General features: G+C 67.9%; 10 protein-coding genes. 4 read left to right on the top strand and 6 right to left on the bottom strand.

The window, feature by feature from the left end; translation table 11 throughout:
- Positions 1-83 precede the first annotated feature (83 nt).
- Entirely contained in the window at positions 84-1,154 is a 1,071-nt protein-coding gene (gene rutA / locus VGC56_RS14745; RefSeq protein ID WP_464126093.1) for a pyrimidine utilization protein A, read from the top strand.
- 54 nt (positions 1,155-1,208) lie between these two features.
- Here rutA and VGC56_RS14740 read toward each other — a convergent pair whose 3' ends face one another.
- From VGC56_RS14740 to VGC56_RS14730, 3 genes are all read right to left on the bottom strand, one after another.
- A complete protein-coding gene (locus VGC56_RS14740) occupies positions 1,209-1,508 on the bottom strand; it encodes a PspC domain-containing protein (protein ID WP_464126092.1) in 300 nt (99 codons plus the stop codon).
- A 303-nt stretch (positions 1,509-1,811) separates the two neighbouring features.
- Complete coding sequence (locus VGC56_RS14735; protein WP_464126090.1) at positions 1,812-3,986, bottom strand: peptidase domain-containing ABC transporter; 2,175 nt, start codon at positions 3,984-3,986, stop codon at positions 1,812-1,814.
- Positions 3,983-5,227 carry an HlyD family secretion protein gene (locus tag VGC56_RS14730; protein WP_464126088.1) on the bottom strand — a complete coding sequence of 415 codons (1,245 nt, stop codon included), beginning with the start codon at positions 5,225-5,227 and terminating at the stop codon, positions 3,983-3,985. Before VGC56_RS14730 ends, VGC56_RS14735 begins: the two co-directional genes overlap by 4 nt.
- Positions 5,228-5,317: 90 nt before the next feature.
- Between VGC56_RS14730 and VGC56_RS14725 the strand changes: the two genes are divergently transcribed.
- Positions 5,318-6,682: an efflux transporter outer membrane subunit gene (locus VGC56_RS14725; RefSeq protein ID WP_464126086.1), complete on the top strand. Its 1,365-nt coding sequence runs from the start codon at positions 5,318-5,320 to the stop codon at positions 6,680-6,682.
- A gap of 151 nt (positions 6,683-6,833) precedes the next feature.
- On the opposite strand, the gene VGC56_RS14720 is transcribed toward VGC56_RS14725, so the two are convergent.
- A complete protein-coding gene (locus VGC56_RS14720; protein WP_464126085.1) occupies positions 6,834-8,432 on the bottom strand; it encodes a sodium/sugar symporter in 1,599 nt (532 codons plus the stop codon).
- A 142-nt stretch (positions 8,433-8,574) separates the two neighbouring features.
- Between VGC56_RS14720 and VGC56_RS14715 the strand changes: the two genes are divergently transcribed.
- Positions 8,575-9,240 carry a FadR/GntR family transcriptional regulator gene (locus VGC56_RS14715; RefSeq protein ID WP_464126083.1) on the top strand — a complete coding sequence of 222 codons (666 nt, stop codon included), beginning with the start codon at positions 8,575-8,577 and terminating at the stop codon, positions 9,238-9,240.
- Positions 9,241-9,339: 99 nt separating this feature from the next.
- Here VGC56_RS14715 and VGC56_RS14710 read toward each other — a convergent pair whose 3' ends face one another.
- Both VGC56_RS14710 and VGC56_RS14705 read right to left on the bottom strand, forming a co-directional pair.
- A complete protein-coding gene (locus VGC56_RS14710) occupies positions 9,340-10,506 on the bottom strand; it encodes a glycoside hydrolase 5 family protein (protein WP_464126081.1) in 1,167 nt (388 codons plus the stop codon).
- 12 nt (positions 10,507-10,518) lie between these two features.
- Positions 10,519-11,661 carry an aldose epimerase family protein gene (locus VGC56_RS14705; RefSeq protein WP_464126079.1) on the bottom strand — a complete coding sequence of 381 codons (1,143 nt, stop codon included), beginning with the start codon at positions 11,659-11,661 and terminating at the stop codon, positions 10,519-10,521.
- 107 nt (positions 11,662-11,768) lie between these two features.
- Between VGC56_RS14705 and VGC56_RS14700 the strand changes: the two genes are divergently transcribed.
- The gene (locus VGC56_RS14700) at positions 11,769-12,809 is read left to right on the top strand and encodes a glycoside hydrolase family 43 protein (RefSeq protein ID WP_464126078.1); all 1,041 of its coding nucleotides are present in this window, start codon (positions 11,769-11,771) and stop codon (positions 12,807-12,809) included.
- Positions 12,810-12,814 lie beyond the last annotated feature (5 nt).

Here is a 12,814-nt window from a genome sequence, read left to right as displayed (position 1 = left end):
GCCTGCAACATCACCGAGGCCGAAATTTTCAACCGCATCCTGCGCGACTGGCTCGGCCGCGCACGTCTCAAAGGAGCATCATGATGGAAGTCGGTATCTTCACGCCGATCGGCAACAATGGCTGGCTGATCTCGGAAAACTCGCCGCAATATATGCCGAGCTTCGACCTCAACAAGGAGATCGCCCAGAAGGCGGAGAGCTATGGCGTCGATTTCCTGCTGTCGATGATCAAGCTGCGCGGCTTCGGCGGCAAGACCGAATTCTGGGAATATAATCTGGAAAGCTTCACCCTGATGGCCGGGCTTGCCGCGGTCACCGAGAAGATCCGGATCTACGCGACCTGCCCGACCCTGGTGATCCCGCCGGCCTTCTGCGCGCGGATGTGCAACACGGTGGATTCGATCAGCCACGGCCGCTTCGGGCTCAACCTGATCACCGGCTGGCAGCGCCCCGAATATAGCCAGATGGGGCTGTGGCCGGGCGACGAGCATTTCCGCAACCGCTACCAGATGCTCGGCGAGTACGCCCACATCCTGCGCGAGCTGTGGGAAACCGGCGTCTCGGACTTCAAGGGCGATTATTACCAGATGGAGGATTGCCGCGTCCGTCCGCTGCCGACCGGCGAGATGAAGATCATCTGCGCGGGAAGCTCGGACGAGGGCCTTGCTTTCTCCGCCCAATATGCCGACTACGCCTTCTGCCTCGGCAAGGGGGTGAACACCCCCAAAGCCTTCGCGCCGAACAACGAGCGGCTGCTGGCGGCGACGGCCAAGACCGGGCGCGACGTGCGCATCTACGCCCTGTTCATGGTGATCGCCGCCGAGACGGACGACGAGGCGATGGAGAAGTGGATTTCCTACCGCGAGGGCGTGGACGAGGCGGCGGTCGCCTGGCTTGGCGCGCAGGGCGCCGCGGACAAGACGTCCAGCACCACCAACGTCCGCCAGCTCGCCGACCGGGAAAGCGCGGTGAATTTGAACATGGGCACCCTCGTCGGCTCCTACGAGAGCATCGCGCGCATGCTCGACGAGGCGGCGACGGTGCCGAACACGGGCGGCGTGTTGCTGGTCTTCGATGATTTCCTGGAGGGGACGGAGGCTTTCGGCACCCGGATCCAGCCGCTGATGAAGAGCCGGGCCGGCAAGGGCGCCTGAGAGAGCCGCCGCCGGGAGCGTGAGCCGTCGCACGGCTCCCGGCGGAGCTCTCGATCAGGCCGCGAGGGGCTGCGGCTCGAGCTCGCGATGCGCTTCGACCGTCTCGGCGACCGGCGCCGGCGCCGTCCTGGCGACGTCGGCGGTACGCGGATCCGGGAAGGCGATGCGGACGAGGCCGATGACGATCGCGGCGGCGACATAGCCGCTGACGATCACGACCGGGTTCCACAGCAAAGACGCGGCGAGCGCGGCGCGCAGGAAGAAGGGGTTGAAGCCGAAATCCTGACCGAGGGCCTCGCAGACGCCAAGCACGGTGTCGTCGCGGAAGAGAAGGGACGGCTTGGGGAATCGCATTTGCCTAACTCCTGTGGCGCGGCGGACCAGGTGTCCGCTTCATGCGAACTGCTCTGCACAGGCCGTGCCAAGTGAAGAAGGTGGTGATTCCTCAGGGGTTTAGCAATTGGGGGTGCGAAGGAACTGGCCCCCGGTGCGGCATCGCGAACCAAGAATTGGGAAATCTCGCCATTCCGCCGTCACCACTCCACCGTCACCCCGGACTTGATCCGAGGTCCACCTTCTTTTCGGCGGCACCCGGCGAAGGAGGTGGATGCCGGATCAAGTCCGGCATGACGGACCGCGAGTGAACGGTCCGAAGCTTTAGCTCGGCCGCCGCAGCCCCGGCGCCATTTCCCGCAGGCGGTCCCAGGCCGAGCCGCCGGAGCCGCCCGGCGCCGGGTGCGGCGCACGCTCGAGCTTGCCGTCGGCGAGGCGCAGGACGATTTCGGCACGCTCGACGAGGATCGGGCGGTGCGAGACGACGATGCGGGTGATCGGCAGCGAGGCGATCGTGTCGGCGATCGCCATCTCATTCTCCTCGTCGAGATTGGCGGTGCCTTCGTCGAGGAACAAGGCGTCGGGGTCGCGGTAGAGCGCGCGGGCGAGCATCACCCGCTGGCGCTGGCCGGAGGAGAGCGCCGCGCCCATGTCGCCGATCAGGCTTTGGTAGCCCATCGGCATGTCGACGATCGTGTCGTGGATGCGGGCCAGCCGCGCCGCCGTCTCGATCCTTTGCTCGTCCGGCCGGTCGTCGAAAAAGGCGATGTTGTCGGCCAGTGTGCCAGTGAGGAGCTGGTCGTCCTGCAGCACCGCGGCGATGCGCAGCCGCCATTCCGACGTGGTGGCCGGGGTGAGCGGCTTGCCGTCGATGAGCAGCTTGCCCGAGGTCGGATTGAGGAGCCCGAGCATGATCCGCATCAGCGTCGTCTTGCCGGCGCCCGAGGTGCCGACGATCGCGACGTAGCTGCCGGCCGGGATCTCGAAATCCATTTCGTTCAGCACCGGCGTCGCGTTGCGGTCGTAGGCGAAGACCAGCTTCTCGGCGCGGATCGCGGGCGGCGGCAGCACATTGCTGCGCGGCCGGGCGGGGAGGATCTCCTCCCGGGGCTGGGCAACGATGTCCGACAGGCGCTCGAGATGGACCGAGATCAGCCGCCACCGCTCCCAATGGTCGATCAGCGCCGTGCCGCTCGACATGAAGGAGGAACGGTAGGCGAGGAAGGCGAGGAGCAGGCCGACCGTCATCTTGTCGCCCATCACGGAGAGGGCGCCGAGATAGACGACGAGGAGATACTGGCCGGAGAGAAGCAGGCCCTCGGCGAGCTTGGTGACGATCTTGTAGATGCGGTTGCGGTAACCGGCGGAGACGACGTCGGCATATTTGTTGCGCCAGCCATTTTCGCGCATCGGCTCGGAGACGTGGAGCTTGATCGCGCGGATCGCCCGGATGCTCTCGATGAGGTAGGTTTCCTCCGACGCGCGGGCGACGATCTCCTCCTCGGTGCGGCGGCGGATGGCCGGGTACACGGCGAGGCGGAAGCCGATGTACATGAGGGTCGCCGTGAGCACGACCAGCATCAGCGGCACGCTGATCAGGGCCATGACGGTCAGCGTCAGGATAGCGAGCACGGCGTCGACCAGCGCGCTCACCACGCCTTCCGCCAGGATCGACTGAATGGGGCCGGTGGAGCCGAGGCGCGACATCAGGTCGCCGACGTGGCGGCTTTCGAAATAGCTCATCGGCAGCCGCATCAGATGGCGGAAGACGTTGCCGGCGAGCTGGAAGGAGATGGATTGGCCGAGCGTCAGCACCACCCAGGAGCGGAGCGCCTGGATGATGGCGTTGAGCGCAAAGACAACGCCGAAGCCGAGCACGAGCAGGCCGAGCAGATTGGCGTCCGACTGGCCGATCGCCTCGTCGACGGTGAGCTGCATGAAGAAGGGCAAAGCGAGGGCGGTGACCTCGAGCAGCAGCGACAGCGCCACCACCTGCACGAAGGCGCTGCGGTAATTGACCAGCTTCGACCACAGGTCGCCCAGGCGCGTGCGGACGCGCTGGTCGATCGGCTTGAACGCGGCGGTGGGCGTCAGTTCGAGGGCGACGCCGGTGAAGTGGCGGGAGAGCTCCTCGGTGCCGACAGTGCGGCGGCCGTTCGCCGGATCGAGCAACGTCGCCTTGCCGCGCGAGACCTTCTCGAGGACGACGAAATGGTTGAGGTCCCAGTGGAGGATCGCCGGCGTCTGCAGCTGGCCGACTTCGTCCAGCTCGCAGCGCAGCGCGCGCGCCGAGAGTTCGAGCTCGGAGGCGACGTTGATCAGCTCGGCAAGGGTCGCGCCCTTCATCGAGATCGGGAAGCGGCGCCTGAGGCCGCCGATGTTGACGCGGTGGCCGTAATGGGCCGCCACCATCGCCACGCAGGCGAGGCCGCACTCGGCGGCTTCCGACTGCAGCATCGGCCGCGCCCGCGACTGCCAGGGCCCTTCGATCGCGCTCATCCGCGCAGCGCCCTCAGCACGGGGTCGAGGAACACTTCCCACAGGCGGCGGCGCTCGAGGAGAAGATTGGCCTGCAGGGTCATGCCCGGCCGGATCGCCTGCGCGGCGGCGTCGCCATGCTGCGGCGGCGCGTCGAGCGCGACGCGGACGCGGAAGACGGGTTCGGTAATGCCGAGATCCTTGGAGAGCGAGGCAGGGTCGGTCGGCACGTCTGAGACCCAGGTGACATGGCCCTTGCCGGCGCCGTATTTCTGGTAGGGGAAAGCGTCGAACAGCAACCGCACTTCGCTGCCCGGCTTGACGAAGCCGATGGCGCGCGACGGGGCGTAGAGCTCGATCTCGACGCGGCGGCTGGCCGGGACGACGCTGACGAGGGCGCTGTCGGGCTCGGCATGCTGGCCGGGGCGGGCGCCGATGTCGGCGATGCGGCCCGCGACCGGCGCGGTGAGGGTGAGGCGGTCCTGGCGAAGCAATTGGGCGCGCTGCTCGGCGAGCGCGGCGCGCTGGCCCGCCACCTGCGACTGCGACTGTTCGGAGCCGATGCGGCGCGCGGCGATCTGCGAGTCGATCTGGCGCAGGCTCTCGCGCTGCGTCATCAGCCGTTCGTCGAGCTTCTCGAGATCGAGGCGGAGGTTGAGCAAGGCATGGCGGCTTTCCTCCACCTGACGCTGGGTGCCGGCACCTTCTTTCGCCAGCCGGATGTTGCGCTCCGTGTCGCGCTGCGACAGCGCGATCTGGCTGGTGACGAACGCCTTCTGCCGCGCCATCGAGCTGACCGAGTCGACGAGCCCCGCTTTCTGGCGGTCGAGCGCGGCGGTGTCCGCCGACCCGAGGCTGGAGGCGAGGCCCTGCTGGCGCGCCAGCTCCTGGTCCTGGCGGTCGATCTCGGCGAGGCGGCTGGCAATGCCTTCGCCGTGCGCATCGCGGCCCTGGGTGAGGGAGACCGTGACCAAAGGCTGCCCGCGCGCCACCATGGCGCCCTCGGCGACGTGAAGCTCGACCACCTCGCCAGGCGCCGGCGAATGGACGCGCGCGATGCCGCCGCCATTGGCGATGACGCCGCGCACCGTCACCCGCGTCGCATATTGGCCGAGGCAGAGGAGGGCGACGAGCACCACCACCACGCCGGCGATGATGCCGGTATAGAGGCGTGAGCCGGGCGGCGTCGCGGCGACGACCGTGCCCGTCAGCCGGTCGCGGCCCGCCTCGATCGCCTCGTCGCGGAAAAGCTTGGTCGCCATGTCGAGCATCGCCCTAGACGCCAATCCTCAAAGCGAGGTTAAACCGGCGGGAACCACGCTTCGTTAACCGCCGGGCGGTAGGGGAGGGGCATGTCGAGCCTGAGGCCCCGCGCCGCCCTGATCGCTGCCCTGTGCGCAAGCGCCTGCGCCGCGCCGCGCCCCGAGCTCGCCATCGCGCCCTCGGTACTCTCGTCGGACTGGGGCCCCGGTGCCGCCGATGCGCCGCGCGGGGGCGTGCCGCTGGAGACCGGCTGGTCCGCCTTCCGCTCCGCCGAACTCGACCGCCTGATCGCCCAGGCGCGGGCCGCCAATACCGACATCGCCGTCGCCCGCGCCCGCATCGTGCAGGCGCGGGGCCAGCTCGGCGTCGCCCGTTCGGCGAGCCTGCCGACCGTCTCCGTCTCCGGCAGCGGCGATGTCCTGCGCACCGCCGGCCATACCAGCACCGACGCCACGCCCGGCCTCGACATCGCCTGGGATATCGACCTGTTCGGCGGCGCCCGCGCCGGCAAGCGCTCCGCCCGCGCCAGGCTCGCCGCCGCCGCCTTCCAGCGCGATGCGACGCAGCTTGCGGTGGAGAGCGAAGTCGCCCGCGCCTACGTCCTCACGGCGGCCCTGACCGATCGCCTCGCGGTGCTCGACCGCGCCCGCGACAATGCGAGGGAACTGGAGCGGATCATCCTCGTGCGCCTCCGCGAAGGCGCGGCGACCAAGGTCGATTCCGGCCTGCAGACAATCGAGGTCCGGCGCCTCGAGACGCAGCGCTCGCAAATGGCCGAGGCGCGCGCGCATGCAGTGAATGCGCTGGCCGTGCTGGTCGGGGAGGAGGCGCCGCGCTTCCGCCTCCCCGACGTGACCCTCGGCGCCTTCGCCTATCCCGATTTCCAGCCCGTCCAGCCCGGCGAGCTTCTCGTCCGCCGCCCCGACATCAAGGCCGCCGAAGCCAATATCCGCGCCGCCGAAGGCGATGTCGCCCGCGCCCGCGCCGCCTTCCTGCCGAGCCTCCACATCTCAGCGCGCGCCCTCGGCGAGAGCGCCGTTCTGGGCGGGCCGCTGCAGACGGTGCTGACCGCCGGCGCCAGCCTCCTCCAGCCGATCTTCAGCGGCGGGCGGCTGCGCGGAAACCTGATGACCGCGTCGGGCCAGCAGGTGGAGAGCGTCGAAACCTACCGCGCCGCCCTGCTCACCGCGACGCGCGAGGGCGCCGACGCGCTCAACGCTCTTTCGGAATCGCGGCGCCGGGTGGCGCTGCTCGCCGACACGATCGAGGCCGCCCGCACCACCGCCCGCCTCGCCCGCCGCCAATATGTCGAGGGCGCCGCCGATCTCCAGACCGTCCTCAACGCCGAACGCGGCCTGCTCGATTTGGAAGACGCCCACGCCCTCGCCGCGCAGGATCGCCTCGACGCGGCAATCGACCTCTACAAGGCGATGGGCGGCGCCCCCGCCAGGTAACTTGCCTCCCCATCCAGAGGATGGGGAGGGGGACCAGCGAAGCTGGGGGAGGGGTATTTGCGGGGAGCGATGTGCCTGGGAAAACCCCTCCACCACCCTACGGGTGGTCCCCCTCCCCATGAGCGCAGCTCATGGGGAGGCATAGGGGTCCTCACCAATAGGTGGCGTAGAGTGCGACGAGGATCAGCACGACGCCGAGCGCGCCGACGTTGAAGCCGGTGCTCGTCTTGTAGCTGACGTTCTTCGTGTCGATCGTGTCGGCGCCCGCGCGTTGCGGCGTGACCAGCGAGACGACCACGGCCAGCGCCAGCGAGATCAGGAACACCACGCCCATCCGGTCCATGAACGGCAGGCTCGCCCAAGTGAGTTTGAACACCCATGAGAGCAGGACCGAGGCCACTGCCGCAGTGAAGGCGCCGGCCTCGTTCGCGCGCTTCCAGAACAGGCCGAGCAGGAAGATGATCGTGATGCCCGGGGTGAAGAACCCCGTGAATTCCTGGATGAACTGGAACGCCTGCTCCGACGCTCCGACCAGCGGCCGGGCGGCAAAGATGGCGATGACGATGGCAATGATGGCCGTGATGCGTCCGACGAGGACGAGGTGCTTCTCCTCCCTTTGGCTCTTGCCCGCATCGTCCTCGGCGCGGGTGCGCTCGCCGCGGAAGCGGGCATAGAGGTCGAGGGTAAAGATGGTCGCGATCGAATTGATCTTGGAGGCCGTCGACGCGATGATCGCCGCGATCAAAGCCGCGAAGACGAGCCCGAGGAGCCCGCTCGGCAACAGGTGCATCATCGTCGGATAGGCTTCGTCGGGCTTGGCGAGGTTCGGCGCCAGCATCACCGCGGCGATGCCGGGCAGCACGATGATCAGCGGCATCAGGAGCTTGAGGAACGCGGCGAACAGCACGCCCTTCTGCGCCTCGCCGAGGCTCTTCGCCGCCAGCGCCCGCTGGATGATGTACTGGTTGAACCCCCAATAGCTCAAATTCGCAATCCACATCCCACCGACCAGCACGGAGAGGCCGGGCAGGTCCACGTAGTGCGGATCGCCCTTGTTCAGGATCATGTGGAAATGGTCGTTGTGGCTGTGCATCAGCTTCGAGAAGCCCGCAACGACGCCAGCGCCGGCGCCGATCTTGTCGAGCGTCAGGAAGGCGACGACGAGGCCGCCGAGGACGAGCAGGGTGACTTGGACGATGTCGGTCAGCGCCACCGCCTTCAGCCCGCCCTTGATCTGGTAGAGAAGCGCGAAGGCGCCGAGCATGACGAGGGCGACATTCTGGTCGACGCCCGCCACCTTGGTCACCGCGATCGAGCCGAGCCAGATGATCGAGGTGAGGTTCACGAAAACGTAGAGGGCGAGCCAGAAGATCGCCATCAGGATCGGCAGCAAGGTGCCGTACCGGCGCCGCAGGAATTGCGGCATCGTGTAAATCTCGTTCTTCAAAAAGATCGGCAGGAAGAATTTGCCGACGATCAAGAGCGTCGCCGCGGCCATCCATTCATAGGAAGCGATGGCGAGGCCGATGGCGTAGCCCGAGCCGGACATGCCGACGATCTGCTCGGCCGAGATGTTGGCGGCGATGAGCGAGGCGCCGATCGCCCACCAGGGCAGGTTCTTGGACGCAAGGAAATAATCCGACGTGTTCTTCTGGTGCCCGGCTTTCTCACGGCTGACATATTGCGCGAGGCCGAAAATGCCGACCGCGTAGAGGGCGATGACGACGATATCGATGGTGGCGAGCTGCACTGACATCCTCCCCGCGCGCAGGTGCATTGCCGCGCGCCCGAATGAATTATAGGATTAAAGCGGCATGTCCAGCGGGGAGAGACAGGGGAGGGAGCCAGGCGCCGGCACGCGCGCCGCAGCGTCGCGCAACCTCACCTTCTCCATGCTCGACGAGTTGGGCAGCGCGATCGTCACCGGCGCCTACGAGAAGGCCCGCTTTCCAACCGAGGCGGAGCTCGCCGTCCGCCACGGCGTCAGCCGCTCGGTGACGCGCGAGGCGGTGAAGATGCTGACTGCGAAGGGCCTGCTCACCGCGCGGCCGCGCAAGGGCACGTCGGTGCAGCCGCCGTCGCACTGGAATCTGTTCGACGCCGACGTGCTGCGCTGGCTCCTCGACCGCAAATTCTCGCTCGACCTGCTGCGCCATTTCAGCGAGCTCCGCATCGCCATTGAGCCCGGTGCTGCGGCGCTGGCGGCGCGGCGGAGGGACCCTGCGGGTCTCGCCGGCATCCACGCCGGCTATGCCCGCATGCAGGCGGCCGAGGCGGGCGAGGACGATACGCTCGACGCCGACATCGCCTTTCACATCGCGGTGCTGAACGCATCGGGCAACCCCTTCTACATGCAGTTCCGCGACCTCGTCGAAACGGCGCTGCGCCACTCGATCCGCTTCACCAACCGATTCGTCGGCCGCACCGCCAGTCTTCCCGCCCACGAGGCGGTGCTGAAAGCGATCGAGAGCGGCATCCCCTACGCCGCCGACGCCGCCATGGCGGCGATCATCGCCGACGTCATGGGCCTCATCGCCGAGGCGGAGAAGCGGGGGTAGAGCTTCCACGTCGCACCAGCGAAGGCTGGGGACCCAGCGAGTGAAGAACACGGTGCCTTTCACCCGGTGGGATGCCAGCCTTCGCTGGCATGACGGCCTCTACCGCGGCGGCAACTTGTCCCTCAGGCTCCGGAACAGCTCCATCTCCCGCGCCCGGTACGGCGTCCCGTCCGGCTTCACCAAATCGTGGAACCAGATGGTCGGCGGCTTCTGGGTGTAGGGGCGGTCCCAGCTGTCCCAGGGGAGGTTGGTCTGGATCTTCCCTTGAACGAAGCCCCAGTTGATCATGCCGACGCCCTCGCGCCGGCCGATCGGCAGGATCGTGTCGACCGTCGATCCGGCACCCCGCGCCATCCACTCGGTGCACAGCAACGGCCGTCCCCACCCGCGCAGCTGCGCAACGCGGCCCTCGAACTCCTCGGGCCAGCCATAATCGTGGAAGCTGATGATGTCCGATTGGGTCAGCTGGGTGCGCTGGATCGGGCTGAGCTTTGCCGTGGGCGTCCAGTCGCTGCCGGACCAGATGCCGCTGGTCAGCGGTTGGACCGGCCGTCGGCTGCGCGCCCAAGCGAAGATCTCCGGCAGGAGGTGCTCGATGCGGTTAAGCTCGCGCTTCTGCACCGACGGTTCCTCGTAGCTGCCGCCGCCGGGATTGTCGGGCTCGTTCCACAGATCCCAGGCGAGCACCCGCGGGTCCCGCGCGAACGAGCCCACCACATCCTCGACATAGGCGCGGAAGCGGGCATCGTTGCTCGTGTCGAGAAGGTCGGCGCGGCCGGGGCTCTGCACCCAACCGGAATTGTGGACGCCGGGGATCGGCGGATGCTGCGGGCCGAGCTTGGGGTCCGGGTCCCAGCAGCTGTCGAACAGCACGAAGACCGGGCGGATGCCGTGCCGCGCAGCGATGGTGAGGAACCGGTCGATGCGCTGCTTGAACCCCGCCGGGTCCTGCTTCCAGGCGAGATCGTGGAGGAACACGCGCATCGTGTTCATCCGGAATTTCTCGGCCCAGGCGAATTCCTTGTCGATCTGCGCCAGGTCGAAGCTGTCCGCCTGCCACATCTCCAGCTGGTTGATCGCGTCGGCGGGGATGTAGTTGGCACCGGTCAGCCAGCGCTGGTGCGCATACCAGTCATTCGCCTGCGCCGCCGACCAGCGCTCGCCGCTGGGCTGGGCGACCTCGGTCGGCGCGAAGGCGTAAGCAGGAAGCGGCGCGCTGAGGGCGGCGGCGAGGGCGGCTAGGGCGGCGAGGCGGAGGAGCTTCATCGCGCGGCCTCCTCAGCGCCCCGGCACGGTCGAGAAGCGCCAGATGATGCGGTTATGGTAGGTCTGGCCCGGCTCCAGCCGGATCGAGCCGAACTCGGGCCGGTTGGGCGTGTCGGGAAACATCTGCGGCTCGAGCACGATGGCGTCGCCCATCCGGTAGATCTTGCCAGCCTTGCCTACCGTCGTCGCGTCGAGGAAATTGCCCGAATAGAATTGGAGGCCGGGCTGGTTTGAGAGCACCTCCATCACACGCCCCGATTTCGGCTCCTCGGCCCGCGCGAGCAGCCGCGGCTGGGCCGCAAGCCCCCGCGCAACCACCCAATTATGATCGTAGCCGCGGCCGAAGGCGATCTGCTGGTCCGCGGCGTCGCGGACCCTGAGGCCCACGGCCGTGGGCTTGCGGAAATCGAACACCGTCCCTGCCACCGGCCGGAATTCGCCGGTCGGGATGGCCGTCGCGTCGGTCGGCGAATACTGGTCCGCGGGGATGGTGAGGAGGTGGCCCATCGCCCCTTCGACCGAACCTTCGCCGGCGAGGTTCCAATAAGCATGGTTGGACAGGTTGACGATTGTCGTCCGGTCCGTCGTGGCGCGGTAATCGACCGAGAGATTGTTCGCCTCGTCGAGCGCATAGGTGGCGGTGACGGTCAGGGTGCCTGGGTAGCCCATCTCCCCGTCGGGGCTGACGTAGCGCAGGGTTACGCTCGCGCTCGGCCCGGTCTGGGTGTCGGCGACCATCCACAGCACCTTGTCGAAGCCTTTGGTGCCGCCGTGGAGAGAATTGGGACCGTTGTTCACCGGCACCTGGTAGCTCTTGCCGTCGAGCGTGAACTGCCCCTTCGCGATGCGGTTGGCGACCCGGCCGACCGTCGATCCGAAATATTGGGGCTGCTCGAGATAGCCTTGCATCGTCGGATAGCCGAGCGTCACGTCGGCGCCATGACCGCCGCGGTCCGGCACGATCACCGTCTGGATCGACGCGCCGTAGGTGATGATCGTCGCGCGCATGCCCTTATGGTTGGCGAGGGTGATCGCCTCCACCGAGCGCCCGTCGGGAAGCGTGCCGAAGGCGGCGCGGGTCACGTCCGCGGCGTTCGCTTCACCGCTCATCGCGGCTCCCGCCAGCGCTGCAAGGCCGATCGCAAGCTTCCACATGGCTCTCCCTTCCGGCGTGTTTCCCGCCGCTTGTCATGGCGGGTTCATTCGTATGATAATACGTCGGTCGAAACAACCGGCGGCGCGGCCGCCCGGCGGAGACGCTCGTGACCCTGCTTGCCGCAATGAAGCGCATCTTCCTCGTCGCCTGCCTTGCCGCCGCGGCGCCCGCATTAGCGGCCGAGCCCTTGTTCGCGCCGCTCATCCAGCACGATTTTCCGGACCCGTTCGTCCTGCGCGCCGGCGATACCTTCTACGCTTACTCGACCAACAACGAGCGCGGGAACGTCCCTGTGGCAGTCTCGAAGAACCTCGCCGACTGGACCTTGGCCGACGATCCGGCCCGGCCAGGCCATGCCTTGGACGCGATGCCGGAGCTGCCGCCCTGGGCGAAGAAGGGCAGCACCTGGGCACCCGAAGTGATCCGCCTCGGCGCGACCTACGTGCTCTATTTCACGGCCCGCAGCCGCAAGCGCGACATCCAGTGTGTCGGCGCGGCGGTGGCGGCGGGTCCGCAGGGGCCGTTCGTCTCCACGGCCGAGGAGCCGCTCGTCTGCCAGCCGGCGCTCGGCGGCTCGATCGACGCAAGCCCGTTCCGCGACCAGGACGGGAAGCTCTACCTCTATTTCAAGAATGACGGGAACAACCCCAACGTCCGCAAGCCGACGGAGCTGTGGGTGCAGCCGCTCGCGCCCGACGGCCTCAGCGTCGCCGGCGAGGCGAAGTCGCTGCTGCGCGACCGGCTGAAATGGGAAGGCGGCCTCATCGAGGCGCCAACGATGATCCACGCGGCGGCCGGCTATTTCCTGTTCTTCTCGGGCAACGACTTCGCCTGGCAGCGCGACCAGAAGCTGTCGGCCTATTCGATCGGCTACGCGGCCTGCGACGGCCCCGCCGGCCCGTGCAAGGAGGCGGGCGACAAGCCCTTCCTCTACAGCTTCTCAGGCCCCGAGGGATGCCTCTCCGGCCCGGGTCACCAGGCCGTCTTCAACGTCGGCGAGCGCTGGTTCATCGCCTTCCACGCCTGGTCGGCGAATTCGGCCTGTCGTCCCATGGACCCGGTCCGCTGGCTCTACATCGCTCCGTTGCTGTGGCGGGAGGGTAAGCCGGTGATCGGCGTCGGGCTGAAGCCGACCAGCAAACGCTAAGGGGA

It is taken from the genome of Allosphingosinicella sp., from assembly GCF_036403745.1.
GTDB lineage: Bacteria > Pseudomonadota > Alphaproteobacteria > Sphingomonadales > Sphingomonadaceae > Allosphingosinicella.
Note: the sequence above shows the minus strand (reverse complement) of the source record. Positions and strands in the feature narration are given on the sequence as shown.

Excerpts from the sequence above, each read along its gene's own strand:
- rutA (WP_464126093.1), top strand. The coding sequence starts at position 84 with ATGGAAGTCGGTATCTTCACGCCGATCGGCAACAATGGCTGGCTGATC.
- VGC56_RS14740 (WP_464126092.1), bottom strand. The coding sequence starts at position 1,508 with ATGCGATTCCCCAAGCCGTCCCTTCTCTTCCGCGACGACACCGTGCTT.
- VGC56_RS14735 (WP_464126090.1), bottom strand. The coding sequence starts at position 3,986 with ATGAGCGCGATCGAAGGGCCCTGGCAGTCGCGGGCGCGGCCGATGCTG.
- VGC56_RS14730 (WP_464126088.1), bottom strand. The coding sequence starts at position 5,227 with ATGGCGACCAAGCTTTTCCGCGACGAGGCGATCGAGGCGGGCCGCGAC.
- VGC56_RS14725 (WP_464126086.1), top strand. The coding sequence starts at position 5,318 with ATGTCGAGCCTGAGGCCCCGCGCCGCCCTGATCGCTGCCCTGTGCGCA.
- VGC56_RS14715 (WP_464126083.1), top strand. The coding sequence starts at position 8,575 with ATGCTCGACGAGTTGGGCAGCGCGATCGTCACCGGCGCCTACGAGAAG.
- VGC56_RS14710 (WP_464126081.1), bottom strand. The coding sequence starts at position 10,506 with ATGAAGCTCCTCCGCCTCGCCGCCCTAGCCGCCCTCGCCGCCGCCCTC.
- VGC56_RS14705 (WP_464126079.1), bottom strand. The coding sequence starts at position 11,661 with ATGTGGAAGCTTGCGATCGGCCTTGCAGCGCTGGCGGGAGCCGCGATG.